The 26,952-nt window shown below is 62.4% G+C and carries 26 protein-coding genes and 2 pseudogenes; 14 read left to right on the top strand and 14 right to left on the bottom strand.

The genetic code is table 11. The annotated features are described in order from the left end of the window. The first annotated feature begins 125 nt into the window (after positions 1-125). The 3 genes from mddA (at position 126) to JFU04_RS17140 (ending at position 2,215) form a co-directional block, all read left to right on the top strand. The gene (gene mddA / locus JFU04_RS17130; RefSeq protein WP_201145091.1) at positions 126-896 is read left to right on the top strand and encodes a methanethiol S-methyltransferase; all 771 of its coding nucleotides are present in this window, start codon (positions 126-128) and stop codon (positions 894-896) included. Between the two features lie 408 nt (positions 897-1,304). Further along, positions 1,305-1,640: a DUF6124 family protein gene (locus JFU04_RS17135; protein WP_065907566.1), complete on the top strand. Its 336-nt coding sequence runs from the start codon at positions 1,305-1,307 to the stop codon at positions 1,638-1,640. Positions 1,641-1,711: 71 nt separating this feature from the next. Next, on the top strand, positions 1,712-2,215 hold the full coding sequence (locus JFU04_RS17140) for a signal peptidase II (RefSeq protein WP_201145093.1): 504 nt from the start codon (positions 1,712-1,714) through the stop codon (positions 2,213-2,215). A 5-nt stretch (positions 2,216-2,220) separates the two neighbouring features. Here the strand turns inward: JFU04_RS17140 and JFU04_RS17145 are convergent, their stop codons facing one another. From JFU04_RS17145 to JFU04_RS17155, 3 genes are all read right to left on the bottom strand, one after another. Further along, a complete protein-coding gene (locus JFU04_RS17145; protein ID WP_201145095.1) occupies positions 2,221-2,541 on the bottom strand; it encodes a hypothetical protein in 321 nt (106 codons plus the stop codon). Positions 2,542-2,617: 76 nt separating this feature from the next. Further along, complete coding sequence (gene glsB, locus JFU04_RS17150) at positions 2,618-3,526, bottom strand: glutaminase B (RefSeq protein ID WP_201145097.1); 909 nt, start codon at positions 3,524-3,526, stop codon at positions 2,618-2,620. Positions 3,527-3,581: 55 nt separating this feature from the next. Next, a complete protein-coding gene (locus JFU04_RS17155; protein ID WP_065907561.1) occupies positions 3,582-3,926 on the bottom strand; it encodes a hypothetical protein in 345 nt (114 codons plus the stop codon). A 90-nt stretch (positions 3,927-4,016) separates the two neighbouring features. Here JFU04_RS17155 and JFU04_RS17160 point away from each other — a divergent pair, with 90 nt between their 5' ends. After that, positions 4,017-4,352 carry a hypothetical protein gene (locus JFU04_RS17160; RefSeq protein ID WP_065907552.1) on the top strand — a complete coding sequence of 112 codons (336 nt, stop codon included), beginning with the start codon at positions 4,017-4,019 and terminating at the stop codon, positions 4,350-4,352. Positions 4,353-4,421: 69 nt separating this feature from the next. Here the strand turns inward: JFU04_RS17160 and JFU04_RS17165 are convergent, their stop codons facing one another. The 3 genes from JFU04_RS17165 to JFU04_RS17170 form a co-directional block, all read right to left on the bottom strand. Then, complete coding sequence (locus tag JFU04_RS17165) at positions 4,422-5,258, bottom strand: IS3 family transposase (protein WP_065899479.1); 837 nt, start codon at positions 5,256-5,258, stop codon at positions 4,422-4,424. Further along, positions 5,255-5,557 (bottom strand): IS3 family transposase, encoded by a 303-nt coding sequence (locus tag JFU04_RS30295; protein WP_065899480.1) that lies wholly within the window; start codon positions 5,555-5,557, stop codon positions 5,255-5,257. The genes JFU04_RS17165 and JFU04_RS30295 overlap by 4 nt, the downstream gene beginning before the upstream one ends. A gap of 351 nt (positions 5,558-5,908) precedes the next feature. Then, positions 5,909-6,319 (bottom strand): hypothetical protein, encoded by a 411-nt coding sequence (locus JFU04_RS17170; RefSeq protein ID WP_065907546.1) that lies wholly within the window; start codon positions 6,317-6,319, stop codon positions 5,909-5,911. Positions 6,320-6,428: 109 nt separating this feature from the next. Between JFU04_RS17170 and JFU04_RS17175 the strand changes: the two genes are divergently transcribed. After that, a complete protein-coding gene (locus JFU04_RS17175) occupies positions 6,429-7,277 on the top strand; it encodes an AraC family transcriptional regulator (RefSeq protein ID WP_201145099.1) in 849 nt (282 codons plus the stop codon). On the opposite strand, the gene JFU04_RS17180 is transcribed toward JFU04_RS17175, so the two are convergent. From JFU04_RS17180 to JFU04_RS17200, 5 genes are all read right to left on the bottom strand, one after another. Further along, on the bottom strand, positions 7,278-8,066 hold the full coding sequence (locus JFU04_RS17180) for an ABC transporter ATP-binding protein (RefSeq protein WP_120448928.1): 789 nt from the start codon (positions 8,064-8,066) through the stop codon (positions 7,278-7,280). Beyond that, positions 8,060-9,049, bottom strand: coding sequence for an ABC transporter permease (locus JFU04_RS17185; RefSeq protein ID WP_065907539.1), 990 nt, complete (start codon positions 9,047-9,049; stop codon positions 8,060-8,062). Before JFU04_RS17185 ends, JFU04_RS17180 begins: the two co-directional genes overlap by 7 nt. After that, positions 9,036-10,094, bottom strand: a complete 1,059-nt coding sequence (locus JFU04_RS17190) for an ABC transporter substrate-binding protein (RefSeq protein ID WP_201145101.1) — start codon at positions 10,092-10,094, stop codon at positions 9,036-9,038. Before JFU04_RS17190 ends, JFU04_RS17185 begins: the two co-directional genes overlap by 14 nt. A gap of 404 nt (positions 10,095-10,498) precedes the next feature. After that, entirely contained in the window at positions 10,499-11,824 is a 1,326-nt protein-coding gene (locus JFU04_RS17195; RefSeq protein ID WP_106803495.1) for an LLM class flavin-dependent oxidoreductase, read from the bottom strand. Next, positions 11,821-12,759 carry an aliphatic sulfonate ABC transporter substrate-binding protein gene (locus JFU04_RS17200; protein ID WP_065904577.1) on the bottom strand — a complete coding sequence of 313 codons (939 nt, stop codon included), beginning with the start codon at positions 12,757-12,759 and terminating at the stop codon, positions 11,821-11,823. Before JFU04_RS17200 ends, JFU04_RS17195 begins: the two co-directional genes overlap by 4 nt. Positions 12,760-13,005: 246 nt before the next feature. Between JFU04_RS17200 and JFU04_RS17205 the strand changes: the two genes are divergently transcribed. Further along, positions 13,006-13,950, top strand: coding sequence for an aliphatic sulfonate ABC transporter substrate-binding protein (locus JFU04_RS17205; RefSeq protein ID WP_106805641.1), 945 nt, complete (start codon positions 13,006-13,008; stop codon positions 13,948-13,950). Positions 13,951-14,597: 647 nt separating this feature from the next. Here the strand turns inward: JFU04_RS17205 and JFU04_RS17210 are convergent. From JFU04_RS17210 to JFU04_RS17220, 3 genes and pseudogenes are all read right to left on the bottom strand, one after another. Then, positions 14,598-16,072: pseudogene (locus JFU04_RS17210) on the bottom strand (FGGY family carbohydrate kinase). A 5-nt stretch (positions 16,073-16,077) separates the two neighbouring features. Further along, the gene (locus tag JFU04_RS17215; protein WP_201145103.1) at positions 16,078-17,010 is read right to left on the bottom strand and encodes a transketolase family protein; all 933 of its coding nucleotides are present in this window, start codon (positions 17,008-17,010) and stop codon (positions 16,078-16,080) included. Next, on the bottom strand, positions 17,000-17,836 hold the full coding sequence (locus tag JFU04_RS17220; RefSeq protein ID WP_065907316.1) for a transketolase: 837 nt from the start codon (positions 17,834-17,836) through the stop codon (positions 17,000-17,002). The genes JFU04_RS17215 and JFU04_RS17220 overlap by 11 nt, the downstream gene beginning before the upstream one ends. A gap of 360 nt (positions 17,837-18,196) precedes the next feature. Here JFU04_RS17220 and JFU04_RS17225 point away from each other — a divergent pair, with 360 nt between their 5' ends. The 8 genes and pseudogenes from JFU04_RS17225 to JFU04_RS17260 all read left to right on the top strand — a co-directional run bounded on the left by JFU04_RS17225 (position 18,197) and on the right by JFU04_RS17260 (position 26,862). After that, a complete protein-coding gene (locus JFU04_RS17225; protein WP_012724867.1) occupies positions 18,197-19,204 on the top strand; it encodes an ABC transporter permease in 1,008 nt (335 codons plus the stop codon). 50 nt (positions 19,205-19,254) lie between these two features. Further along, complete coding sequence (locus JFU04_RS17230; RefSeq protein WP_201145105.1) at positions 19,255-20,187, top strand: sugar ABC transporter substrate-binding protein; 933 nt, start codon at positions 19,255-19,257, stop codon at positions 20,185-20,187. Between the two features lie 15 nt (positions 20,188-20,202). After that, positions 20,203-21,714 carry a sugar ABC transporter ATP-binding protein gene (locus JFU04_RS17235; RefSeq protein ID WP_201145107.1) on the top strand — a complete coding sequence of 504 codons (1,512 nt, stop codon included), beginning with the start codon at positions 20,203-20,205 and terminating at the stop codon, positions 21,712-21,714. A gap of 635 nt (positions 21,715-22,349) precedes the next feature. Beyond that, on the top strand, positions 22,350-23,114 hold the full coding sequence (locus JFU04_RS17240) for an SDR family oxidoreductase (RefSeq protein ID WP_065907322.1): 765 nt from the start codon (positions 22,350-22,352) through the stop codon (positions 23,112-23,114). 11 nt (positions 23,115-23,125) lie between these two features. Beyond that, complete coding sequence (locus JFU04_RS17245; protein ID WP_201145109.1) at positions 23,126-23,926, top strand: SDR family oxidoreductase; 801 nt, start codon at positions 23,126-23,128, stop codon at positions 23,924-23,926. A 45-nt stretch (positions 23,927-23,971) separates the two neighbouring features. Next, positions 23,972-24,925 carry a sugar-binding transcriptional regulator gene (locus JFU04_RS17250; protein ID WP_065907327.1) on the top strand — a complete coding sequence of 318 codons (954 nt, stop codon included), beginning with the start codon at positions 23,972-23,974 and terminating at the stop codon, positions 24,923-24,925. 22 nt (positions 24,926-24,947) lie between these two features. Beyond that, entirely contained in the window at positions 24,948-25,871 is a 924-nt protein-coding gene (gene tal / locus JFU04_RS17255) for a transaldolase (protein WP_106803488.1), read from the top strand. Continuing rightward, positions 25,868-26,862 (top strand): annotated as a pseudogene (locus JFU04_RS17260) (GlxA family transcriptional regulator). The gene tal and the pseudogene JFU04_RS17260 overlap by 4 nt, the downstream one beginning before the upstream one ends. Positions 26,863-26,952: the final 90 nt, after the last annotated feature.

Here is a 26,952-nt window from a genome sequence, read left to right on the forward strand (position 1 = left end):
CCAGGCACACTGCAGACTGTCAATTCTCACAGGTTGCCGCGCGCGCAAAACTCGCTAGGCTTAGTCCAGATGCATTGGCTGGCCTGCTGGGATTACGGGCGATCAACTGAGTGAGAAGGACATCCATGAACCTCGAACATCCTCCACACACCGCCCGAATGCTCGGGCTGGTGTACAGCGCCTGCTGCTACCTCGTATTCCTGTGCATCTGCGTGTACCTGATCGGCTTTGTCGGCGAGATCGGGGTGCCCAAGCACATCAACGACGGCCCACCCGGTGAGTGGCCGACCGCCGTGTTGATCGATGCCGCGCTGATCATGCTGTTCGGCGCCCAGCACACGGTCATGGCGCGCCGGGGTTTCAAGCAATGGCTGGCAGGGTTCATCCCGGCGCCAGTTGAACGCTCCACGTACGTGCTGCTCAGCAGCCTGGTGCTAGGGTTGATATTCTGGCTGTGGCAGCCCATTACGGCGAGTGTCTGGAAGGTTGAAGCCGCCTGGGCCGATGCCCTGTTGATGGGCCTGTTCTGGCTGGGCTGGGGCATCGCGTTGCTGTCAACTTTTTTGATCAACCACTTTGAGCTGTTCGGGCTCAAGCAGGCCATCGACCGTTGGCGCAAGCCCACGTCACAGCCGCCGGTGTTTACGACGCCACTGTTTTACAAGCTCGTGCGTCACCCCCTGTACCTGGGTTTCATGATGGCCTTTTGGGCAACGCCACACATGACCGCCGGGCATCTGTTGTTTGCGGTCGGAATGACGGTTTACATCTTCATCGGCGCACGCTTTGAAGAAAAGGACCTGGTGACGCTGTTCGGTGAGCGGTACCGACGCTACCAGCAAGAGGTCGCCATGATTATCCCCGGGTCAAAGCCCCCGAAAAAACCCAAAAACTAGGCCTCCCCCCTTTTTTTTGTGGTGAGCGGGCTTGCCCCGCGTTGGAGTGCGCAGCACTCCCGCTGTTTCCAGCCCAACCCCGATAAACGGTGCCCCGCGCATGCGGCTCTCGGATTTTTCCGACAAGGCTTTCAGGTTGTGGCTCGCCAAGGTGCTGGCTAACCTCTCGTCGTCGCTGCCAATTCAGCGGCCGGATTTGACCGTCCGACTTCAAAAGAGCAACTGTGCCAACACCGATCTTCGGCGTTACTTCTACGTCTGATGTATTGTGTCGCGGCAGCTGTACGCGGGATACCTTCGGGTATGCCGGTTTTGCTCCTTTGGCCGGTCGGTCAACCCGCGTATCGCTGCCACCCTCCTTCGTTTGACCGCGAAGCGTGGCAGCTCCATTTATAAAGGAGCTACGCCATGATTAAAGACAGCCCCAACCCCCCAAGCCATCCCGATTTCGACACCAGCACCCTGCACGAAGTGGCCTACCGCGCCATCGATCACTACCTCAACCCAAAACCCGCCACGCCCGAATCCAGCGACGGACTCTTCACCGTGCGCGCCGACCTGGGCACCGAAACCCTGCTGGTCAACGCCTCCCAGGACCTGGCCTGCATCAGCGACATCGCCGCTCACCTGGCGTTCGAGATCGACGGGACTCAACGCAATGTCGCGCTGGGCATCTGCCGCATGCTCGAAGGGGTGCAACTGCTGGTCGACAAGGCACTGAGCGTGGCCCATCCGGCGGCGTGACAATGGACGCGATACAGCGCCTGAGCTATCTTCGGGCGCTCTATCGAAAGCCTGAAACAGGAAGTTACCGCTTGAGCACGTCGCCCCTACTGCGAGGCCGCACCTTCGCCCTCCTCGCCGGCCTCGCCTTTATTGCCGTGGACCAACTCGTCAAACTGCTGGCCCTGGTTTCACTGCACGCCCACAGCTTCAAAATCGGCGCCAACCCGATCAACCTGGCACTCGAATTGAGCCTGAATCCCGGCGCGTTCCTCAGCCTGGGCGCCGCGTTGCCGCCGCAGGTCAAACAGCTGATTTTCATCGTCGGCGTGGCTGTCGTAGTGGCTTGGGCACTGTGGTGGTCCCTCTCGAACTGGAACCAGCCCCTGCGCAAAGTCCTGCCGCTGTACGCCATCGCCCTCGGCGGCATCGCCAACCTGATCGACCGCGTTTTTCGCGACGGGCACGTGGTTGATTACATGGTGCTGAACGTCGGGCCGGCCCATACCGGCGTGTTCAATATTGCCGATATCGCAATCACCGTGGGCGCGCTGTATTTGATGATGGATTTGTTCATGAAGCCGCGCAAAGCCTAGGGCTGTCAGTACGCCTCACCCTCGTCGCCCCTGATAGTCGCGGCAAACGATTGAGCAATAGCCTTGGCTTTCACGATCGCTTCATCGCTGTACACAAAGGCAATCTCACCACGCCGGTAGTCAAAATAGTAAGCCTGCTGCGTGGTGGGAGAGGTCCAGTAGGCGGTTTGATTTCCGCCCATGGAAATCACCGCACCGGTAGTGGGATTAATGCCGGTCACCTCGTCCTGCAGCTCCAGGGTTGGATCGCTGGCACACAACGCGCGCCACTCTTCAGGCGCAATTGCATGCCTGTCGGCACGGGCGATGTGAAGTTCGTAAGCCATGAAGATTCCTATCTGGACACTGCAGAAATGCTCGTTCCCACGCAGCGCAGGAACGGCCTGGAACACCTTTATAACCTCAAAATACCGACCAACCAATCCGCTCGCTCAACAACTCCAACGCCTTCATCCCCGCCAGCGAGTTCCCCGCCGCGTTCAACTCCGGCGACCATACGCACACCGTGAACTGCCCCGGCACCACCGCGACGATCCCGCCGCCGACGCCGCTCTTGCCCGGCAAGCCGACGCGATAGGCAAAGTTGCCCGCCTCGTCGTACAGCCCGCTGGTGGCCATGATCGAGTTGACTTGCTTGGTCTGGCGCGCGGTGAGGATCTGTTCGCCGCTGTGGGCACTCACGCCTTCGTTGGCCAGGAAGCTGAAGGCCTTGGCCAAGTCCAGGCAGCTCATCTGCAGCGCGCAGTAGTTGAAGTAACTGTGCAGCACCGCGTCGACGTCGTTATGGAAGTTGCCGAAGGATTTCATCAGGTAAGCCATGGCCGCATTGCGCGCGCCGTGCTGGGCTTCGGAGTCGGCGACGACGCTGTTCACCAGGATCTGCGGGTTGCCCGACAGGCGCCGCACGAAATCGCGCATCGACAGGATCGGCACGGCGAAGCGCGACTGGTTGATGTCACAGATCACCAGCGCACCGGCGTTGATGAAGGGATTGCGCGGGCGGCCGCGTTCGAATTCCAGCTGCACCATGGAGTTGAACGGCTGCCCCGACGGCTCGTGGCCCAGGCGCTCCCAGATGGTTTCGCCGCCGTGGTCGATGGCCTGTACCAGGCTGAATATCTTGGAAATGCTCTGCACCGAGAACAGCGTATCGGCATCGCCTGCGCAGTACGCCGAACCGTCGTTGCCGTACACCGCAATGCCAAGCTGGTTGGCGGGTACATCGGCCAAGGCGGGGATGTAGTCGGCGACTTTGCCCTGGCCGATCAGTGGGCGCACTTCGTCGAGGATCGACGAAAGCATCGCCTGCATGTCTTGTCCTGTCATCTGTCTTTGAATCAATGGGAAGCGGGCCGCGGAGGATACTTCAATGCGCGCGGAAGCCCCAGACTATCTCGACCATGCGTTCGGCAATCACCAGGTAAACCAGGATCATCAGCAGTTGCAGCACGAGGTGGTAGCGCAGTTTGGAAAGCCTGCGAATGCCGTCGCTCACGTTCAGCACCAACAACAGCGACGACAGGATGATCAGCCCCCAACCGGCCACGCTGGAGGCGAACACGCCGATAAACAAGTCACGCTGACCGAGCACTGTATTAGTCCCCGCCGCAAACAGCAGTGCGCACACCAGCAGGTTCTTCACATTGTCGAAGATTTGCGTGCTCAGGTCGTTTTCCAGCAGTGCCACATAGCGTTTCCATAACGTGTGCATGGATCAGTACCGGGAGGGATCGCTCGTCATTCAAAGTAGTCCAATTGCCCGTACACTGCACCGTTGCGCTTACTCCACGAGGACTTTTGCATGAAATTGATGATCGGCCTGGCCGCCCTGCTGTTGCTATCGGCGTGCTCTGCAACACCGCCCGCCCAGGATTCCACCGCGTCTGCCTGCCTGGCCGGCGGCGGCACCATGAAGCAAGTTGGCAAGCTGCAGAGCTGGAAGTGCGTTACACCGTACAAGGACGCCGGCAAGGCCTGCACCGACTCCAGCCAGTGCGAAGGCGAGTGCCAGACCAGCGTGACGACCCAATCCGGCAACGGCCCGGTAACCGGCGCATGCCAGGTGGACAACGGACATTTCGGCTGCTCGGCAACCGTAGAAAAAGGCCAACTGGGCCGCGCGATCTGCGTGGACTAAGGCCCACCACCGCCCCCCTGTGGGAGCGGGCTTGAACTGGTCAAGTAATCTTGGACACCGATTAAGGTTTCACGCCACCAGCTTCTCCCTGGCGACTGGTGACCGATAGTCGTTGTAGCTATGCGGCCTGGTGATGTTGTAGCGCGATACATAGCGCTGCACATCCGCTCGGGCCTCATGTTCCGACCCGTAGCCTGCTTCTGGCACCCACTCTGATTTCAAACTTCCAAAGAAACGCTCCATCGGAGCGTTGTCCCAGCATTCGCCTTTACGGCTCATGCTTTGTCGGAGTCCATGTTCCAGCAGTTCATTTCTGAATTTATGGCTGGTGTACTGGCAACCTTGGTCGGAGTGAAACAGTACGTCTTTTGGGCGACCGCGCAGTTCAATCGCCATGCGCAGGGCTTCGCAGGTCAGCGTGGCATCAGAGATCATCGAAAACGACCAGCCCACAATCCGGCGAGCGAACAAGTCCAGAACCGCCGCGAAATACAGCCAACGCTTGCCGACTTTGATGTACGTCACGTCCCCACACCACACCTGATTGACCGTCGCAACATCAAACTTGCGTTTGAGCACATGCGGTGCCACCAAAGCCTCCACGCCAGGTGACTTGTACTTATGGCGCCGGCGTTGACGGCTGACAATGCCTGCTTCTCGCATCAAGCTGCGAGCCATGAACCGCCCGACATCATGCCCGCCGGCTTGCAGCTGTTTAGCCAAGGTACGAGCGCCCGCAGACTCTCTCGACGCCCTGTGGTGCTTGACCAGCATAGCCTTGAGTTTCTCTCGCTTAGGGCTCACCTTGCCTTGGCGCTGACGCCATGCGTAAAAGCTACTGCGGTTTATTCCGAACACACGACAGCAATCGTTAACGCCGTACTGCTCGCCCAGCTCACAGATCAACGAGAGTGATCTTTGGCGTCCAAAAGCAGGAGAGCACTGGCCTTTTTTAGGATTTCGATATCCCGGTCTCTTTGCCTGAGCAAGGCTTTAAGTTCCTGGATCTCTCGCTGATCCGCGGTGATCGCCTTGGCTCCCACCGGAGTCGAGCCCAAGCGTTCCTTGCGAACTTGATCGACCCAGCGGCGCAAGGCCGTAGGGCCAATATCCAAGCTGGCACAGACCTCGGGAACCGACTGCCCCTCGTCCAGCACCATGCTGGCAGCCTTGAGTTTGAACTCACATGAATAAGATTTACGCATATCCAAACACCTCAGATTTGGACGCCATCATAGCGCCCGATTGAGGTGTCCAAAATCATTAGGCCAGTTCAGCTTGCTCGCGAAGGCGGTGTGTCAGTTGATCCATCAGTTGCCTGACACACCGCCTTCGCAGGCAAGCCAGCTCCCACTTTTTGATCTCCATACACCCAGGTGCCTGGGCGCCAGCCCAATCCCCACCTTTGATCTCCATACATCCAGATGCCTAAGCCCCACCCCAATCCAATGTGGGAGCGGGCTTGCTCGCGAAGGCAGTGTGTCAGTTGATGCATGAAGTGCCGACACACCGCGATTGCAGGCAAGCCAGCGCCCACAGGCTTGTATTGGCGCAGCTCAGAAATGCGCCACATCCGACACCTGCTCATCCAGCACATCGCGCGCGAGTGCCCAGGCCTGGTCCTTGGATTCGACCACCAGCAGCGGGTAGCCCCAGGCCTTGCCGAACATGACCGCAAACGGCTTGAGGGCCAGGCGTTGCGCGGCGCTGGGCTCGACCTGGATCATGCCTTTGACGAACGTGCGCAGCGCCTGTTTGTTTTTTTTCATCCAGATCGACGCCTGCTTGCGCTCTTCGTGGGAGTGCTCGTGATTGTTTTCATCCGCGGATTTTTCGTGCAGCAGCATGAAGGCTTGCTCCCTCGCCAACAGGCGTTCAAAGGCCAGGAACGCATCCTCCGGCCCGCCTTCGTTGGGGGCGTCAAACACGATTTTCACCACGGGGAACGTTGTACTGTCGAGTCGCATGGCCAAGCTCCTTAATGAGAGTGACTCTCACTATAGTGAGCCTGGCACTGGACGGCATTGCACAGAATAGCCAGACTGTTTCGCAATTCAGCCAAACTGCGAACGCGCCATGAGACACCACCGCCTGGACTTGCACGACCCGCTGATGGCCAAGGATGCCGACGTGTTCCCGCGTGCCGTGGTCGCGGTAGGTGCCACCAGCGCCTCGGACACCTGGGAACACGCGCAACACGCGCACCGCAAAGGCCAGTTGATGTACACCCTGCGCGGGGTGATCCATTGCGAAATCGAAGCGGGGATCTGGATCGTGCCGCCGCAATGCGCACTGTGGATTCCCGGCGGCACCTGCCATGCGGCGCGCGGCTCGGGTGAGGCGGAAGTCTATTGCCTGCTGATCGACCCCGATGCCGCCTGCGCCCTGCCCCCGCAGTGCTGCACCCTGGCAGTGTCCGGCCTGTTGCATGAGTTGATCAGCAAGGCGGTGAGTTTCCCGCAGTTGTATGACGAGGCCGGCGCCCAGGGCCGCTTGATCAACACGCTGCTGGACGAGCTGGCCGCTGCCCCCATCGAAGCGCTGCACCTGCCGATGCCCCGGGATCCGAGGCTGCGGCGCCTGGCCGACAGCCTGCTGTCCGAACCCGCCGACAAGGCCACGCTTGGCCAATGGGCGGTGCGCATCGGCATGAGCGAGCGCAGCATGACGCGCCTGCTGCTCGAGGAATTGGGCTTGAGTTTCGGCCGTTGGCGACGGCAGTTGCATGTGATCCTGTCGTTGCAGCGCCTGGCCAAAGGTCAGAGCGTGCAAGCCGTGGCCCTGGACCTGGGCTATGAGAATGCCAGCGGCTTTATCACCATGTTCCGCAAGGCGGTGGGCCAGCCGCCGGCGCGCTACCTGGCCGAGCGCGCCGGCGTGTTGAACGCGACCAGCCAGACCATTGCGCTGAAAGACGCGCGCTGACTACCAACTTTCCCCCAGCCCCAGCAGGCCAAGAATCTGCCGCCGCAGGTCGACCAGATACGGATCGTCGCGGTGCCGTGGATACGGCCTGTCGATGTGCAGTTGCGCCTGGATTTTCGCCGGGCGGTCGCTGAACACAATCACCCGATTGGCCAGCAGCAGCGCCTCTTCCACATCGTGGGTCACCAGCAATGCCGTGTAGCCCTGGCGTTGCCACAGGTCGATGAGTTCCTTTTGCATGGTGATGCGCGTCAGCGAATCGAGCTTGCCCAGGGGCTCATCGAGGATCAGCAAGCGCGGCTGGTTGACCAGCGCACGCGCCAGCGCGACACGTTGCGCCATGCCGCCGGATAATTGCCGAGGGTAGGCACGGGCAAACTGGCTGAGACCGACTTTTTCCAGCGCCTCGTCGACCTTGGCCGCATGGGTCTTGAGCAGGCCCTGGGCTTCCAGGCCAATGGCAACGTTGTCCCACACGCGGCGCCACGGGTACAGGGTCGGGTCCTGGAACACCACCACGCGGCTCGGGTCGGGGCCGAGGATGGCCTCGCCGTCGGCCAGCAGCTTGCCGGCATCCGCAGGTTCGAGGCCGGCCACCAGGCGCAGCAAGGTGGATTTGCCACAGCCCGAAGGCCCGAGCAACGCCACGAACTCGCCCGGTGCAACATCCAGGGAGACCCGCTCCAATACCGGCAGGTGCTGACCATCCAGGGCGAAGCCATGGCTGAGGTTTTCAATACGCAGTGCCAACCCCGTGGAAGCGGCGACTGCGGTTGCCAGGGCTACCATTTCATCGTTCCTTTTTGCCAGGCCAACAACCGATCGCGCACCAGGAACAACCCGGTGATCAACCCCGAACAGGCCAATGCCATGATCAACAGTGCAGCGTACATATTCGCGTAGGCGGCCCAGCCCTGGGCCCACTGCAGGTACCAGCCGATGCCGGATTTCACGCCCATCATCTCCGCCACGACCAGGGTGGAAAACGACGCGCCAAGGCCCATGAACAGGCCGACGAAAACGTGGGGCAACGCGGCGGGAATCGCCACCTTGAAAATCAGAAAGCCCTGCTTCGCGCCCAAGGTGCGCGCCACGTCGTAATAAGCTTTGTCGACGCTGGCGACGCCGGACCAAGTCAGCACCGTGACCGGAAACCAGGTGGCCAGCGCGATCAGGAACACGCTGGCGCTCCAGCTGCTGGGAAACAGGAAAAAGCACAGCGGCAACAACGCCGTCGACGGCACCGGACCGAGGATGCGCAACACCGGGTGCAGCCAGTAACCGATCCGCGTGGACCAGCCGATGGCCACGCCGGCGACAAAGCCGGTGGCGGCGCCCAGCGCCACGCCGGAACCCAGCAACACTGCCGAATGAAGCAGGCTGTCCGCCAGCCGCGCGTAGTCTTCGAGGTACACCGCGAGCAAGGCCTGCGGTGGGGCAAAGAACGGCACCGGCAACAGCGCCAGTTTGGCGGTGAGCAATTCCCAGAGGCCCAGCAGCGCCGGCAGGGCGATCAGCCAAGGCGCCGCCGTGTGCAGGCGCAGCCCGAGCCTGGTCAATTTGCGCCCGAGCAGGCTCAGCAGGATAAACACGACCGCTACGCCGACGCACAGATTCGCCAGGCCCTGGGTCATCGGCCAATTGCGCGTCGCGTTGGGCCAATAGCTGATCAACAGCGCGACGGCCACCCAGGCCGCCACCACGGCGGCGCCCTGCCAGCCGACCTTGAGGGCCACCGGTGGATTGAGGGTTGTGGCGTCAGCTGAAGACATCGGCGGTGATCTCCTTGGCGAATTCCACCGGGTCGGTGCCCTTGCTGATCACTTCGACGGTTTTCAGGTCGGTGACGTAGGTGGTGATCTCCTGGGTCAATGCCGCGCCGACCGCATGGTGGCCGTGGGTGTGATCGTGGAGGATCGCCTGCACTTCTTCGGTGGAGGTGTTCAGCGCATAGGACTGGAAGCCCTTGGCGACGGCCTCCGGGTGCTGCACGGAATAATCATGGGCTTCGAGAATCGCCTGGGTCAGCGCCGCCACTACGCGTTTGTCTTCACGCACCAGCTTGCCGGTGACACCGACCACGCAGCAGCTGAGGTTGGCGTATTCCTCCACCAGGTTGGTGGACAGCTCGCGTGCCACGCCGGACTTGATCAGGCGGTACATGAACGGGTCACTGCCGCTCACCGCCTGCACTTCCCCACGCTCCAGCGCAGTGCCCAGCAGGTCGGCCGGGTACAGGCGCCATTCGACATCGCGCACCGGGTCGACGCCGTGCTTTTTCAGCAGGATCGAAAAGAAATTGCGGTCCGGGCTGGCCATATCGGTCACGCCGATGGCCTTGCCCTTGAGGTCTTCGAGCTTGCTCACGCCGCCGTTCACGGCACTGAGCAAACGCAGGCAACCACCGTGGGTGCCGGCAGTGAGCTTCACATCAAAGCCCTGCTCCAGCGCCTTGAGCCAACGCAGCGCCATGCCCACGCCCGCATCCGCCTTGCCGGTGGCGATGGCTTCGAGCAGCACTTCGGTGGAGTTGCCGAAGTTGACCAGCTCCACGTCGAGATTGTGCTTGGTGAAAAACCCCTGGCCGTGGGCGATCACCACCGGGGCCAGGCACACGGCGTTGAGGTTGACGGCAAGTTTCAGCTTGCGCGGCGCGTCCAGGCGGATGAAGTCTCCGGTGCCGGCGGGCTCCTGGGGCGTGTTGTGGCCGGCGTGTTCATCGGCGGCAAAGCCCAGGCCGGGCAGCGACAGGCCAGCCAGGGTCAGGCCGACCATGCCGAGCAGGCGGCGACGGGTCAAGTGATCAAAAGTGGCCATGCTCAATATCCCTTTTAAATTGATATTCTTGGTTATGCGGCAAACGGGCTTTTCTGTGGTGAGCCCGCTTGGATGTGGTGAGTGGGCTTGCCTATGGTGAACCCGCTTGCCTGTGGTGAGTGGGCTTGCCTGTGGAGAGCCCGCTTGGATGTGGTGAGCGGGCTTACCTGTGGTGAGCGGGCTTGCCCCGCGTTGGGCTGCGCAGCGGCCCCAAATACAGTCACCGCGTTCTTTCAGGTACACCGCGGGGTTGGGTTTTGGGGGCGCTTCGCGCCCCAACGCGGGCAAGCCCGCTCGCCACAAAAAGCGGGCTTGCCACAAAAAAACCGTTCACCACAAAAAAACCGTTCACCACAAAAAAGCTCGGTCCCCACAAAAAAGCGCGTGTGTCGCGCAAGTTGCGGTCAGGCCTGCAGGTCAGCCAGTCCCAAGTGCTCGCGCAGCGTGGAGCCCTCATACGCTTTGCGGAACAAGCCTTTGCGCTGCAGATGCGGAATCACACTCTCGACAAACTCAGTAAACGACCCCGGCAAATACCCCGGCGAAATCACAAACCCGTCGCAACCGCCCTGCTCGAACAGTTCGGCCAGTTGGTCGGCGATCTGCGCCCCGGTGCCTACCAGTTGCGGCACGCGCACGCTGCTGGCGAAGATCCGGCCGAGTTGTTCCAGGGTGGTCTGCGGGCCTTGCATCAGCAGCTTTTCCGCAGCAGCCGGATGGATCAGCGGCGACTGCGCGATTTCCGCCAGCGTGGCGCTCAACGGGAAGGGCGACAGGTCCACATTCAACTGCGAAGCCAGCGTCACCAGGCCCAGTTCGGGTCGCGCCAGGGCGTTGTGCCGGTCGCGCTTGGCGCGGGCTTCGGCTTCGCTGCCGCCAATGAACGGCATCACCGCTGTCAGTACCTTGCAACTGTCGGCCTCGCGGCCTTGCTGCACGACCTGCGCGCGCACGTCATCGCGAAACGCGCGCATGGCTGCCAGGTGCGGGTGAATGGTGAAAATCGCTTCGGCCCAGCGCGCGCCGAACCGACGGCCACGTCCGGAGGAGCCGGCCTGGATCAGCACCGGCCGCCCCTGGGGCGTGCGCGGAATATTCAGCGGGCCCTCGACCTTGAACCACTCGCCCTGATGCTGCACCGACTGGATCAACGCCGGGTCGGCGAGCACGCCGCTGGCACGATCAAGCTTCAATGCGTCCTTGCCCCAGCTGCTCCAGAGCTTCAGCGCGACTTCGACAAACTCATCGGCGCGGTCATAACGCAGGTCGTGTTCCAGGTGCTTGTCCTTGCCAAACAGGCGCCCTTCGCTGTCGTTCATCGAGGTGACGATATTCCAGGCCGCGCGGCCCTTGGACAGGTGGTCGAGGGTGGCAAACTCGCGGGCGATGTGTGCCGGTTCGTAATAGGTGGTGGACCGCGTCGCGCCCAGGCCCAACTTGCGGGTCTGGCCGATCAGGTAGGAGAGGATCGGCAGCGGGTCGAGGCGCGTGGCGTCCTGGGCGCCGTAGCGCAAGGCCAACTCGCGGGAGCCGCCCATCTGGTCACCCACCGCCAGGCGATCGGCGAAGAACAGAAAGTCGAACAGCCCCTCCTCCACCACCTTGGCCACTCGCGCGTAGTACTCGGGATCGAGGTAATTGCCGACAGTTTCCGGATGGCGCCACACCGCATGGCTGTGCACCACGGGGCCGCTCAGCAGGAAAGCTGACAAGTGGATCTGGCGGCTCATGGCTTCGGCGTCCACACGGTGATATCAGAGACTTTCAGCGGCTTGGGAATCAGCTTGGCGGCGTAGTAGTAATCGGCGATGCGTTGCTGTTCGGCGAGGTTGTCCACCTTGACCGGAATGATGTCGTAGCTGCGTCGGCTGTTGGCGCGCTCCACCGTGGCCGGAGCGATGTTGCCCCACAGCGGACCGAGAATTTCAGCGGCTTCCTTGGGATGGGCTTTGACCCATTGGCCGGTCTCGCGCAGGGTGTCGAACGTCACCTGCAACACGTCCGGATGCGCCTTGGCGAACCGGGTCGTGGCCAGGTAGAAGCGGTTGTAATTGGCCAGGCCGTCGCTGCCGTCGGCAATCACGCGCGCGTGGTGGTCGAGTTGCTGGGTCGCGTAGAACGGGTCCCAGATCACCCAGGCGTCCACGCTGCCATTGGCGAACGCCGCGCCGCCGTCGGGGGCTTCGAGGTAACGCGGGGTGATATCGGCAAGGGTCAGCCCGGCTTTTTTCAGCGCACTGATCAGCAGGAAATTGCTGCCCGAGCCTTTGGACACGGCGACGGTCTTGCCCTTGAGGTCGGCAACGCTGTGGATCGGCGATTTATCCTGCACGATGATCGCCTGCGCGCCGGGCGACGCGTTTTCCTGCGCGTAGTAGGTCAGCGGCGCATCGGCGGCCTGGGTGAAAAGGGCGAAGGCGTCGGCCACATCGGCATGCAGGTCGACGCTGCCGGCGTTCAACGAGCTGAGCAGGCCGGTGCTGAATTCATGCCAGTTGACCGTGAACCCCAGCGGCTTGAGGCGCTGTTCCAGCTGGCCATTTTGCTTGAGCAGGATCCACAGGGTGGATGAGCGCTGGTAGCTGATATCCAGGGTCTGCTCGGCATGGGCCGCCGCTGCGGCAAACAGCAGGCTGGCGGCGAGAATGAGTTTTTTGAACGTCATGAAAAGGCCTTGGCATAGAAGAAGTGAAAGAAGCTGCATATGCCAAAACGCGGCATAAGGCCTGGCAAATAAGCGAACTTGATTATATTAATGACGAGCGATTATGAAAGAACTCTATAATTCTATGGTTATGCCGAATTCGCAGGACTGTGCGAAAAGCGCCCTAAGCTAAGATCGAAAGAGTATTTATCGAATAGTTTTTAGAACTTTATGCTTGGCGATATTTCGCTGAAGATCGAGCTCGCCATGTCCATTCGCCGTCCCCTCGCCGTCGTTTTAGGGTTGCTGGCCTTTTCCGTTGCCATCAGCGCCGAAGCCCAGGAAACCCTGCGCATCGGCTACCAGAAATCCTCGACCCTGATCACCCTGCTGAAAACCCAGGGCACCCTGGAACAAGCCCTCAAGGCCGACAACATTGATGTGAGCTGGCACGAGTTCCCCAGCGGCCTGCCGCTGCTCGAAGCGCTGAACGTGGGCAACGTCGACATCAGCGCCGATGTGGCGGATACCGTGCCGATCTTCGCCCAGGCGGCCCAGGCCAAACTCACCTACTTCGCCCAGGAAGCGCCCTCGCCTTCGGCCCAGGCCATCGTGGTGCGCAAGGATTCGCCGATCCAGCAACTGGCGGATTTGAAAGGCAAGAAAATCGCGGTGACCAAGGCGGCCGGCACCCACTATTTGCTGATCGCGGCGCTGGCCAAGGCGGGGCTGGCCTTCTCGGATATCGAGCCTGCGTACCTGTCGCCGGCCGATGGTCGCGCGGCGTTCGAGAACAACAAGGTGGATGCGTGGGTCACCTGGGAACCCTTCCTGACCAGCGTGCAGCGTCAATTGCCGACACGCACCTTGGCGGACGGCGCCGGGCTGGCCAGTTACAAGCGTTACTACCTGACCGGGACGCCGTACGCCAAGGCGCATCCGCAGGTGTTGAAAGTGGTGTACGCGCAGTTGGAGAAAACCGGCGAGTGGGTGAAGAAAAACCCGCAGGACGCGGCGAAAATCCTCGGCCCGTTGTGGGGCAACCTGGACGTGGCCACCGTAGAAGCGGCCAATGCGCACCGCAGTTATCAGGTGCAACCGGTGACGCTCGATCAGTTGGGTGAGCAGCAGAAGATTGCCGACGCGTTCTTCAAGGCCGGCTTGCTGCCCAAGGCAGTAGACGCCAAGGATGTGCAGACCTGGAAGCCCTGAGGCCGGGCACGGTCTAACTGTGGGAGCGGGCTTGCTCGCGAAAGCGGTGGTTCAATGAATACATCTTCAACTGAAAGAGCGCATTCGCGAGCAAGCCCGCTCCCACAATTTGATCTCCATACCCTGTCCAAGCAGTGACCCGATCAACTGTGGGAGCTGGCTTGCCTGCGATGGCAACCCGTCAGCCACCTCTTCGTTACTGACCCACCGCTATCGCTGGCAAGCCAGCTCCTACACTTTTGATCTCCATACCCTCTCCAAGCAGTAACCCGATCAACTGTGGGAGCGGGCTTGCTCGCGAAAGCGGTGGTTCAGTGAATACATCTTCGACTGAAAGACTGCATTCGCGAGCAAGCCCGCTCCCACAATTTGAGCTCCATACCCCTTCCAAGCCGTGACTCGATCAACTGTGGGAGCTGGCTTGCCTGCGATGGCGCCCCGTCAGCCACCTCTTCAATGCTGAACCACCGCTATCGCTGGCAAGCCAGCTCCCACACTTTTGATCTCCATACCCTCTCCCAGCAGTGACTCAATCAACTGTGGGAGCGGGCTTGCTCGCGAAAGCGGTGGTTCAATGAATACATCTTCGACTGAAAGAGCGCATTCGCGAGCAAGCCAGCTCGCACATTTTTGAGCTGCATACACCCTTAGAGCAGTGTGCGGGCCAGGGCCTTTTTCCATTCGGCGTAACGACCTGCCATCGCCGGGTCATCCTGCGGCTCGAACCGCTCGCGCTGTCGCTCCAATTGCGCCAGCGCTGCATCGCTCGCCCACACGCCCAAGGCTCGTCCCGCCAGGTGCGCCGCGCCCAGCGCCGAGACTTCCGGCGATAGGCTGCGCACCACCGGGCGTTGCAGCAGGTTGGCCAGGAACTGCATCAGCCAGCGGTTGCGCGTGGCGCCGCCGTCGACCCACAACTCCTTGAGCGGACTGCCAATGTCCTGCTGCATCGCCTCGAACACATCGCGAATCTGATAGCCGATGGACTCCAGCGAAGCACGCAGGATATGCGCACCAGACGTCGCTTCGGTCAGCCCGCAGATCAACCCGCGCGCATCGGCCTTCCAGTGCGGCGCGCCCAAACCGGACAGCGCCGGCACAAAGTACACGCCGCCATTGTCCGGCAGTTGCGCGGCCTGTTCGGTCAACGCATCCAGCGACTCACCCGCCACCAGGCGCGAGGCCCACTGCACCGCCGCGCCGGTGTGCACGATATTGCCTTCCATGCCAAAGGTGGCTTGGCTGCCGTCATGCCAGGCCAGCGTGGTCGAAAGACCGTGCGTGGACGCGATCGGCCCCTTCATGGGCGTCATCAACGAAGAACCGGTGCCGAGGGTGGCCTTCACCAACCCCGGGGCAAAACCGCCCTGCCCGTACAGCGCGGCGTGGGAATCGCCGATCATCGACATCACCGGGATGCCCGCAGGCAAGCCGCCCAGCGCGACGGTCTCGGCGAAGAAACCCGCGCTCGCACGGATCGGCGCCAGGGCCGCCAGAGGAATGTCGAACAGCGCCAGCAACTCAGGGTCCCAGGCGCAGGTGTGCAGGTTGAACAGCTGGGTGCGCGCGGCATTCGAATAATCGGTGGCGAACACCTGGCCGCCGCTGAGTTTCCACAGCAGCCAGCTGTCGACGGTACCCAGGCAAATCTCGCCGGCAGCCGCGCGGGCGTGACCGTCTTCAAGGGTGTCGAGAATCCAGCGAAACTTTCCGGCGGAGAACATCGGGTCCAGCGCCAGCCCGGTTTTTCCAGGATCACAGCCTCGTGCCCCTGCTCATGCAGCTGGGCGCACAACGCGGTGGAGCGTCGGCATTGCCAACTGATGCACGGCGACACCGGCTCGCCCGTGCGCCTGTCCCAGGCCACCACCGATTCGCGCTGGTTGCTGATGGCCAAGGCGGTGATCGGACGCTCCACCTGGGCCAGGCATTCTTCAATCGCAGCCAGGGTGCTGTGCCAGATGAACAGCGGATCCTGTTCGGAAAACCCGGCCTGCGGATGGCTGACGCTCAACGGCCGCGAGCCGCGGGCAATCACCTGCCCGAGCGCGTTGACCAGCACCGCCTTGGCGTTGCTGGTGCCTTCGTCTATCGCCAGGATCAGCGGAGTGTGGTTATTCATGGGGGTCACCGCAACCGAGTGGCAGCCGCCACGATCCCAGCCGCGTCGATGTTATGCAAGGCGCGGGTCGGTTCACGGGCGCCGGCGGCGGCGTATTCGCCGTCACCGATGCCCAGGCGGATCAGCGCGATACCCAGCCCGGCCTCGGCCAGCACTTCGGCAACCAGGCTGCCGATGCCGCCGTTGATGTTGTGTTCTTCCACGGTGATGACCGCGTGGGTGCCGCTCAAGGCACTGAGCAAGACGTCACGCTGCAGTGGCCGGACCGACGACAGATTGATCACCTGCGCCTGGATCCCCTGCTCCGCCAGCAACGCCGCGGCATCCACCGCCTCGTGCACCACCGACCCCAGGGCGACGATGCTCACATCGGCGCCCTGGCGCAGGATATCCACCTGCCCCGGCACGAATTGGTAATCGGCGCCGTGCACATCCGGCAAGGCTTTGCCATCGAGACGGATGTACACCGGGCCGTGGTAGCGCAGCGCGTAATCGACGATCTGGCGGCACTCGATCGCATCGGCCGGCGCGAAAATCTGCACATTGCCAAAGCCACGCATCACCGAAATATCGTCAAGGCTGTGGTGGGTGCTGGCCAGCGGACCATAGCTGGTGCCGGCATTCAGGCCGAACATCTTGACGTTGGCCTGGTTGTAGCAGACGTCGACCTTGATCTGCTCATTGGCGCGCGAGATCAGAAACGGCGCCGCGTTGCAGGTGGCGGCAATCTTGCCACCCAGCGCCAGGCCCGCCGCGACGCTGACCAGCGACTGTTCGGCAATGCCGACGTTGATCAGGCGCTCGGGAAAGCGCTGGGCAAACGGGCCGATCTTGGCCGTGGAGGTGGAGTCGCTGACCACCGGCACCACGTCCAACCCGGCATCGACCGCCTCAATAAACGCCTGCACCATGACGCTCGCCAGATGTTCACTCGCCATGACTCAACTCCTCCAGTGCCGCGTTGATTTCGTCACCCTTGGGCACGCGGTGGTGCCATTCGGGACGGGCTTCGATAAACGACACGCCCTTGCCTTTAATGGTGTGGGCGATCAGCACCTGGGGCGCGCCGGTGTGGGTCTGCATGTCTTCCAGAGCGTCTATCAACTGGCCGACGTCGTTGCCGTCGCACTCACTGACACGAAAGCCGAAGGCGGCCCATTTCACGTCCAGCGGGTCCAGCGGCATGATCTCGGCAGTCAACCCCGCCAGCTGCAGCTTGTTCTTGTCGACGATCACAAACAGGTTATCCAGGCCGTACTTCGCCGCCGCCATTGCGGCTTCCCAGTTGGAACCTTCAGCCAGCTCGCCGTCGCCGGTCAGCACGTAGATACGCTTTTTGCTGCCGGACATTTTCGCCGCCAACGCCAACCCCACCGCCACCGGCAAACCATGGCCGAGAGCGCCGGTGTTGAGTTCGATACCGGGGGTTTTCTGCCGCACCGGGTGACCCGGCAAGTGCGAATTGAAGTGCTGGTAAGTAGGCAACCAGTCGGTCGGAATGTAGCCCGCCTGCGCCAGGCAGCAATACAAACCGCCGACGCCGTGGCCCTTGCTCTGGATATAGATATCGCGCTCAGGGTCTTCGGTGCGTTCCGGGCCGGTATTGAGGATGCGGAAATACAGCGTGGCGAGGATGTCGGTTTCCGACAGATCGGCCCCGGTGTGCCCGCCGGCCGGTGAGTCGGCATTCAGGCGGATCACGTGGCGCCGGATCAGGCGGGCCTGTTCTTTGATCTGGTGGGCGTCGTACTGGAAGGCATTCATGCAGCGGCTCCTGTGGGCTGACCACGCGAGGTGAAAGTGCCGAAAGCTGTTTTGAATATTTATTCAGCAGTGACAATATATTTCTATTTAGACGCCGATCCGCCAGCAGGTCAAGTGAGTGATTCGCTGAAAAATGAAATAAGTCGCGCAAAAGCCCCTCGGACAGACGGCCAAAATCCCACCCGGGGTTATCTATCCCGTGGCTTTGAGGCGTATAAAAGCTGCGGTTTAGAGGCGCACATGAAAAATTAAGCGCTTGACTTTGACGCAGTGGCACTGGAATCTGAATTAACAGTCAGGCACGCATAAATATTCAAGCGACCTGAAAGCACTCCAAAAAAAATAAATCAGGAGAACACTGTGGACGCCAAAGCGATTGTCCAGCACCCGGCCGAACTCAAGCCGCCCCACCGCCCACGGCTGGTGAAACTGCTGCCCAGCAATATCGGCGGCCCGTTGATCGGGCTGGTGCTGTTGGTGCTGGTCTTCTCCTTCAGTTCCGAATTCTTCTTCTCGTTGCGCAATGGCCTGAACATTCTCGATCAGGTCACGGTGCTGGGCATCCTGGCGATCGGCATGACGGCGGTGATCGTGATCGGCGGCATTGACCTGTCGGTCGGCTCGGTGCTGGCCTTCTCGATGATGATGCTCGGCTGGCTCTATCAGGACCAGGCGGTGCCGCTGGGCTTCGCCATCCCGATTTCGATTGCCAGCGGCATGCTGGCCGGGCTGGTCTCCGGGGGCTTGATCACCTACGCCAAGCTGCCGCCGTTCATTGCCACGCTGACCATGATGTCGGTGGCCCGTGGCCTGGCAAATATCCTCACCGAAGGCCGGCAGATCGTCGGTTACCCGGACTGGTTCACCAGCCTGGCGACGGTGCGGCATTTCGGTTTTCTCTCGGCCACCGTCGGGCTGTTCCTGGTGATGCTGGTGGTGGCGTGGGTGTTCCTGCGCTTTCGTGCCGGCGGCCGCAACCTCTACGCCATGGGCGGTAGCCCGGAAGTGGCGCGCCTGTCGGGCATCAAGGTGCGCGCGATCACGCTGTGGGTGTACGCCATCAGCGGCGCCCTCGCCGGCATTGCCGCGGTGACCCTCGCCGCCCGTCTCGATTCGTCCCAACCCAGCGCCGGCCTGAGCCTGGAACTGGACGCCATCGCCGCCGTGGTAATTGGCGGCGCCAGCCTCAGCGGTGGCGTCGGCAGTATCGGTGGCACCCTCGTGGGGGTGCTGATCATTGGCGTGCTGCGCAATGGCCTCAACCTGCTTGGCGTTTCGCCGTTCATTCAACAAGTGGTGATCGGCGTGGTCATCGCCCTCGCCGTGACCATCGACACCCTGCGACGCCGTTCCAGCACTGCCCGTTAAACCTCTTCGACAGTTGACACCCTCCAACAATAAAACCAGGAGTCACCGACATGTTCAGCCCCAAGAAACTGCTAATCGCCACTGCCTTGGCTGCCGCGACCCTCGGCGCCGCCGGCACCACCTGGGCCAAGGACCTGACCATCGGCCTGGCCGTGGCCAACCTGCAGGCCGACTTCTTCAACCAGATCAAGCAGTCGGTGGAAGCCGAGGGCAAGGCCAAGGGGATCAAGGTGATCACCGTGGACGCCCAGGGCAATTCCTCGACCCAGGTCAGCCAGATTGAAGACCTGATCACCCGCCAGATCGACGTGCTGATCTACATTCCGGCCGGTGCTACCGCCGCCGGTGTGCCGGTCAAAGCCGCCAAGGCCGCCGGCATCCCGGTGATCGCCGTCGACCGCAACGCCCCCGACGCACCCGGCGATACGTTTATCGCCAGCGACAGCGTGGCCGGCGCCAAGACCCTGGCCGAGTACGTGGGCAAGATCACCGACGGCAAGGGGCGCATCGCGATCCTGCAAGGCCAGCTCGGCACCACGCCGGAAAACGACCGCGCCAAAGGCTTTGAACAGGGCCTTAAAGCCTTCCCGGACCTCAAGGTGGTCGCCCAGCAACCCGCCGAATGGGCCCAGGACAAAGGCTTCGCGGTGGCCCAGGACCTGCTCCAGCGTGACCCGAACATCACCGTATTCTTCGGGCGCGCCGACGCCATGGCATTGGGCGCGGCCCAGGCAGTGAAAGTCGGCAACCTCGATCACAAAGTCGTGGTGGTCGGTTTTGACGGCGACGTCGCCGGGCTCAAGGCCGTGGAAAGTGGTGTGCTCAACGCGACCATGACCCAGCAGACGCAGAAAATGGGGCGCCTGGCCGTAGCCTCGGCAATTGACCTGAAGGCTGGCAAAGACGTGCCCAAGGAACAACTGCTGCCCACCGTGCTGACCACCAAAGACAACGTCGCGCCGTTCCTGCAACAGCACCCGTAAGCCTCGGAGGTCGTCATGCAAGCAGCCGCTCTGGACACCGCTCAACTTGACGCGGTGCTGTGCCTGCGCAATATCAGCAAGGCCTACGGGCCGGTGCAGGTGCTGTCGCAGGTCAACGTGGATATTCGCCCTGGCGAGGTACTGGCCCTGCTCGGTGAGAACGGCGCGGGCAAGTCGACCTTGTCGTCGATCATCGCCGGCCTGGTGCAACCCGAAGCCGGCGGCAGCATGACCTGGCTCGGCGCGCCCTATGCGCCGGCATCACCGGGTGCCGCGCTGGGTGCGGGGATCGGCCTGATCCACCAGGAAATCCGTCTGCTGCCGCAACTGTCGATCGCCGAAAACATCTTCGTCGGCCGCCTGCCCATGCGTCACGGGCGGGTCGACCGCGAGTACATGGAGGCCCAGGCGCAGATCCAGCTCGAGCGCCTGGGGCTCAAGGTGCCGGCGTCGCGCAAGGTCGAAGGCCTGAGCGTGGCGGCCCAGCAACTGGTGGAAATCGCCAAGGCGCTGACCCTCAAGGCCAGCCTGTTGATCCTCGACGAGCCCACCGCGGCATTGGGCGGTGACGAAACCGAGCTGCTGTTCAAGCAGGTGGAACGGCTCAAGGCCGAGGGCGTTTCGTTCATCTATATCAGTCACCGCCTGGAAGAAATCGCGCGCATCGCCGACCGCGTGCTGGTGCTGCGCGACGGTCGCCAGATCGCCCTGCACGCCACGGCCCAGGTGCCGGTGCGTGAGTTGGTCGAGCAGATGGTCGGACGCAGCCTGGAGCGGATTTTCCCGACGCTGCAGGCACCGCAGGCGCGAGTGATGCTGCAGGTCAAGGAGTTGACCTGCCGCGAGTTTGCCTTGCACGGCATCGACTTCAGCGTGCGCGCCGGCGAGGTGTTCGGCATTGCCGGGGTAGTCGGCGCCGGGCGGACCGAACTGGTGCGCACCATCGCCGGTGCGGCCCGGGATATCCAAGGCCATATGGTGCTGGACGGTGAAGTCCGCCAGCTGCGCTCGCCGTTCGAGGCAATCCAGGCCGGCGTGGTGCTGGTGCCCGAAGACCGCAAGCAGCAAGGCGTGGTGGTGGAGCATCGGATCGAAGACAACCTGATCTACGGCAACACCGACCTGCTGGATAAACGCGGTTGGGTGTTCCCTGCCCCGCTGCGCGAATTCGCGCGCACGGCGGTGGCGCGCCTGGGTGTTAAAGGGGCACCGCAGTCGCGGATTTCCAGCCTGTCCGGGGGTAACCAGCAGAAGGTGATCATTGCCAAATGGCTGGCACGCAATCCCAAGGTGTTCATCCTCGACGAACCCACGCGCGGCATCGACGTGGGCGCACGCGCGGCGATTTATGAAGTGATCGCGGACCTGGCGGCCAAGGGCATGGCTGTGATTGTGGTGAGTTCCGACCTGGATGAAGTGCTCGGGCTGTCCCATCGGGTGATGGTGATGAGCCGAGGGCGACAGATGGGGATTCTGGAACGTGGCGAGGCCACACCGGTTTCGGTGATGGAAATGGCCACCGCATGACCACGAACGATGGAAGCGGAACCCTTTTTGTGGTGAGCGGGCTTGCCCCGCGTTGGGCTGCGCAGCAGCCCCCCCTCAGGCACCCGCGTTGAATCAGACACACCCCGGTGGCAGATCGAGGGGCCGCTTCGCAGCCCAACGCGGGGCAAGCCCGCTCACCACAGGGGGGCGGGGGTGTATTGCTAACCATTAGTAAGGGAGTCATCCATGCCACTTTTCAGTCTTCAGGGCCAGGTCGCCTTCGTCACCGGGACCGACAGTGGCATCTATCCAACGGTAAAAGCGCGACCCCTTTGTGGTGAGCGGGCTTGCCCCGCGTTGGGCTGCGCAGCAGCCCCCTTCAGGGCCCCGCGTTGAATCAAGCACACCCTAATGACAGATCGAGGGGGGGGTATTGCCAACCATGAATAAGGGAGTCATCCATGCCACTTTTCAGTCTTCAGGGCCAAGTCGCCTTCGTCACCGGGACCGGCAATGACATCTAACAACGGTAAAAGCGCGACCCTTGTGGTGAGCGGACTTGCCCCGCGTTGGGCTGCGCAGCAGCCCCCCTCAGGCCCCTGCGTTGAATCAGACACACCCCAATGACAGATCGAGGCGGGGTGTATTGCTAACCATGAACTACGGAGTCATCCATGCAACTTTTCAGTCTTCAGGGCCAAGTCGCTTTTGTCACCGGTGCAGGCAGCGGGATCGGCCAGGCCATCGCCGTCGGGCTGGCCGAGGCCGGCGCCGATGTGGCGTGTTTTGACCTGCCCGGCAGCCCCGGCATTGCCAGCACCGTAGAACGCATCCAGGGATTGGGCCGTCGTGCCCTGGCCCTGAGCGGCACCGTCACCGAGCGCGCCGCGCTGGACGCCGCCGTCGCTCGCACCGAAACCGAACTCGGCCCGCTGAGCGTGGCGGTCAACTGCGCCGGTATCGCCAACGCCCAGGCCGCCGAAGACCTCGAGCTGCAGCGCTGGCAGACCACCCTGGACATCAACCTCACGGGCATCTTCCTCAGTTGCCAGGCCCAGGCCGCCGTGATGTTGCCGCGCGGCAAAGGCGCCATCGTCAATATCGCCTCGATGTCCGGCAGCATCGTCAACCGCGGCTTGCTGCAGGCGCACTACAACACCTCCAAGGCCGGGGTGATCCACCTGAGCAAAAGCCTGGCGATGGAATGGGCCGACAAGGGCCTGCGGGTCAACTGCATCAGCCCCGGCTACACCGCGACGCCGATGAACTCGCGCCCGGAAGTCGCCGACCAGGTGAAGATTTTTGAACAGACCACGCCCATGGGCCGCATGGCCAGCGTGGAAGAAATGGTCGGCCCGGCGATTTTCCTGGTCAGCCAGGCCTCGTCTTTCTGCACCGGTGTCGACCTGCTGGTCGATGGCGGCTTCGTCTGCTGGTAAGGAGTCTTGTGATGTCGCAACGTTTCAGCGGTAAAACCATCGTGATCACCGGCGCCTGCCGTGGCATCGGCGCCGGCATTGCCGAGCGCTTCGCCCAGGAAGGCGCCAACCTGGTACTGGCTTCCAATGACCTGGAGCGCGTGACCTTCACCGCCGACCAACTGGCCCAGGAATACAAGGTCGACGCCCTGGCCCTGGCCATCGACGTCACCCGTGAAGACGACATTGAAAAGCTCTACCGCGAAGGCCACGCGCGCTTTGGCAGCATCGACGTGTCGGTGCAGAACGCCGGCATCATCACCATCGACCACTACGACAAAATGCCCCGCGCCGACTTCGACAAGGTGCTGCAGGTCAACACCACCGGCGTGTGGCTGGGCTGCCGGGAAGCGGCCAAGTACATGGTCAAGCAAGGCAGCGGGCGGCTGATCAACACCTCGTCCGGCCAGGGCCGCCAGGGGTTCATCTATACGCCGCACTACGCCGCGAGCAAAATGGGCGTGATCGGCATCACCCAGAGCCTGGCGCTGGAACTGGCGCGGCATAACATCACGGTCAACGCGTTTTGCCCCGGCATCATCGAAAGCGAAATGTGGGACTACAACGACCGCGTGTGGGGCGAGATCCTCAGCACCGAGGAAAAACGCTACGGCAAAGGCGAGTTGATGGCCGAATGGGTCAGGAACATCCCCCTGCGCCGTGCCGGCAAACCCTCGGATGTGGCAGGCCTGGTGGCGTTCCTGGCCTCCGACGATGCCGCCTACCTGACCGGCCAGGCGATCAATATCGACGGCGGCCTGATCATGTCGTAAGGGTTTGGTATCCTCACCCGCATTGATGTCACCACTGAGGCCTTCATGAGCCAAATCGAAGAACAGCGCCTGATCACCAAGATCGCGAGCCTCTATTACGAAGAAGGGCTCAAGCAGTCCGAGATTTCCGCACAGCTCGACCTGTCCCAATCCTTTATCAGCCGCGCCCTGCGTCGGGCGCTGCAGGAAGGCGTGGTGAAGATCAGCGTGATGCGCCTGCAAGGCCTGCACCTGGAGCTGGAAACCCAGTTGCAGCGCCGCTATGGCGTGCGCCGGGTGATCGTGGTCGAAGCCACCGAACCGGGCAATGACGAGAGCATCAAGCAGGCCATCGGCTCGGCCGCCGCGCATTACCTGGAGACCAGCCTGTCGCCGCAGGATCACATCGGCATTTCGTCGTGGAGCAGCACCATTCGCGCCATGGTCGGCCACCTGCATGCACAACCGGGCAAACAAGGCGCCCAGGAAGTGGTACAACTGTTGGGTGGCGTCGGCAACAAAGGCGCGTTTGAAGCGACCTTGCTGACCCAGCGCCTGGCCACCCTGCTCAACTGCCCGGCGTTCCTGCTGCCCTCGCAAAGCATCGAGCAATCGGTGGAGAGCAAGCAGCGCATCGTGCAGATGGAAGAGGTCAAGGAAGTGCTGCAACGCTTTGACAGCATCACCCTGGCCATCGTCGGCATCGGCGACCTGGAGCCTTCGCAACTGCTGCGCAACAGCGGCAACTACTACACCGAAGACATGCTGCGCCTGCTGGCCGAGCGCGGTGCCGTCGGCGATATCTGCCTGCGCTACTTCGACGCCCAGGGCAAGCCGGTACTGGAGGAAGATGAAGAGTTCGTGGTGTCGGTGGCGCTGCCCAAGCTGCGCAGCATCCACCGCGTGCTGGGCCTGGCCGGCGGGCTGAACAAGGTCCAGGCGATTCGTGGCGCGCTCAAGGGCGGCTACCTGGACATCCTGATTACCGACCTGGATACCGCACAGGCCCTCAACCAATAACCTCTTTTGGAGACTGCCGCTCATGACGTCCAAGCTCGAACAACTCAAGCAATTCACCACCGTGGTCTGCGACACCGGCGACCTGGAAGCCATCAGCCGCCTGCGCCCGGTGGACGCCACCACCAACCCTTCGCTGCTGCTCAAGGCCGCCGCCATCCCGGAATACGCCGACCTGCTGCGCCGCGCCGTGAGCCATGCCAAAGGGGATGTGGGCCTGGCCGGCGACCACTTCGCGGTGTCGGTGGGTGCGGGGATTCTCAAGGTGATTCCGGGGCGCATCTCCACTGAGGTCGACGCGCGCCTGTCATTCGACGAAGACGCGCTGTGGGCCAAGGCCAACCAGTTGATCGCCCTCTACGACCAGGCCGGCATCGGCCGCGACCGCGTGCTGATCAAGCTGGCCTCGACCTGGGAAGGCATCCGCACCGCCGAGCGTCTGGAAAAAGCCGGTATCCAGACCAACCTGACGCTGCTGTTCTCCTTCGCCCAGGCGGCTGCCTGTGCCGACGCCGGCGTGTTTCTGATCTCGCCGTTTGTGGGCCGCATCTACGACTGGTACCGCAAGAACACCGGCCTGGACTACACCGGCGCCGAAGACCCCGGCGTGCAGTCGGTCACGCGCATCTACAACTACTACAAGGCCAACGGCATCAAGACCGTGGTGATGGGCGCCAGCTTCCGCACCCTCAGCCAGATCGAACAGCTGGCCGGTTGCGACCGCCTGACCATCAGCCCGGAACTGCTGCAAAAGCTTGATGAAGACCAGGGCCCGCTGGCACGCAAACTCACCCCGGGCGCCGACGGCGAAGCGCGCCTGCAGTTGACCGAGGCACAGTTCCGCTGGGCCTCGAACGAAGACGCGATGGCCACTGAGAAACTCGCAGAAGGCATTCGCCAGTTTGCGCGGGACCAGGAAAAACTGGAGGCGGTGTTGTCGGCGCTATGACCCCCGTCCAGCCGCTCGGCCAGTCGCGCACCTTGGTGTTCCTGGCCTACCCGCACATGGGCCTGCTCGACCTGACCGGTGCCCAGACCGTGTTCTGGGCGGCCACCAAGGCCATGGTCGAGCGTGGCCTGCCGGGCTATGTGATGCACACCGCCAGCCTGGCGGGTGGCTTGATGCCAACAGCCGAAGGCTTGAGCGTCGATACCCTGCCACTGGCGCAATTTGACCCGCCACCCTCGACACCTTGATCGTACCCGGCGCCCCCGCCATTCAGCAGGCGATGGCCGCCAACACCGATCTGGTGGACTGGCTGCGTCATGCTTCCACCCAGGCCCGGCGCACGGCTTCGGTGTGCAGCGGCACGTTCCTGCTGGCCCAGGCCGGCTTGCTCCAAGGCCGGCGTGCTGCCACGCACTGGGCGATGTGCGACATGCTCAAGCGCGGGTTCCCGAGCATCGAAGTGGACATGGACGCGATCTTTGTCCAACAAGGCAATGTGTGGACGTCGGCAGGCGTGAGTGCCGGTATCGACCTTGCGCTGGCGTTGGTCGAGGCCGATTGCGGGCGTCACGTCGCCCTGCAAGTGGCGCGGGAGCTGGTGGTGTTTCTCAAAAGGCCCGGTGGCCAGGCCCAGTTCAGCCAACTGCTGCAAGCGCAGACCGATGACACTGCGGGTTTCGACGCCTTGCACCTGTGGATCGCCGACAACCTCAGCGACAGCGAGCTTACGGTGGAGCGCCTGGCAGAACAAAGCCGCATGAGCCCGCGCAATTTCGCCCGGGTCTACAAGCAAAAAACCGGGCGCACCCCGGCCAAGGCCATCGAGTTGTTTCGCGTGGAGGCGGCACGACGCCTGTTGGAAGACTCCCAGCGCAACATCGACCAAGTCGCGCACCTGTGTGGCTTTGGCGATGAAGAACGGATGCGCTACACCTTCCATCGCCATCTGTCGATTTCCCCTCGCGACTACCGCGCGCGCTTTTCCCGCTGACAGCAGGCCGGTTGGCAGTAATTCAGGGTTTTGTGTCCTACCCGACAAACAACGGCGCTCTTAGAGTAGGCCGGTAACGCATTGCACCTT

It is taken from the genome of Pseudomonas sp. TH21, from assembly GCF_016651025.1.
Taxonomy (GTDB): Bacteria; Pseudomonadota; Gammaproteobacteria; order Pseudomonadales; family Pseudomonadaceae; genus Aquipseudomonas; species Aquipseudomonas aylmerensis.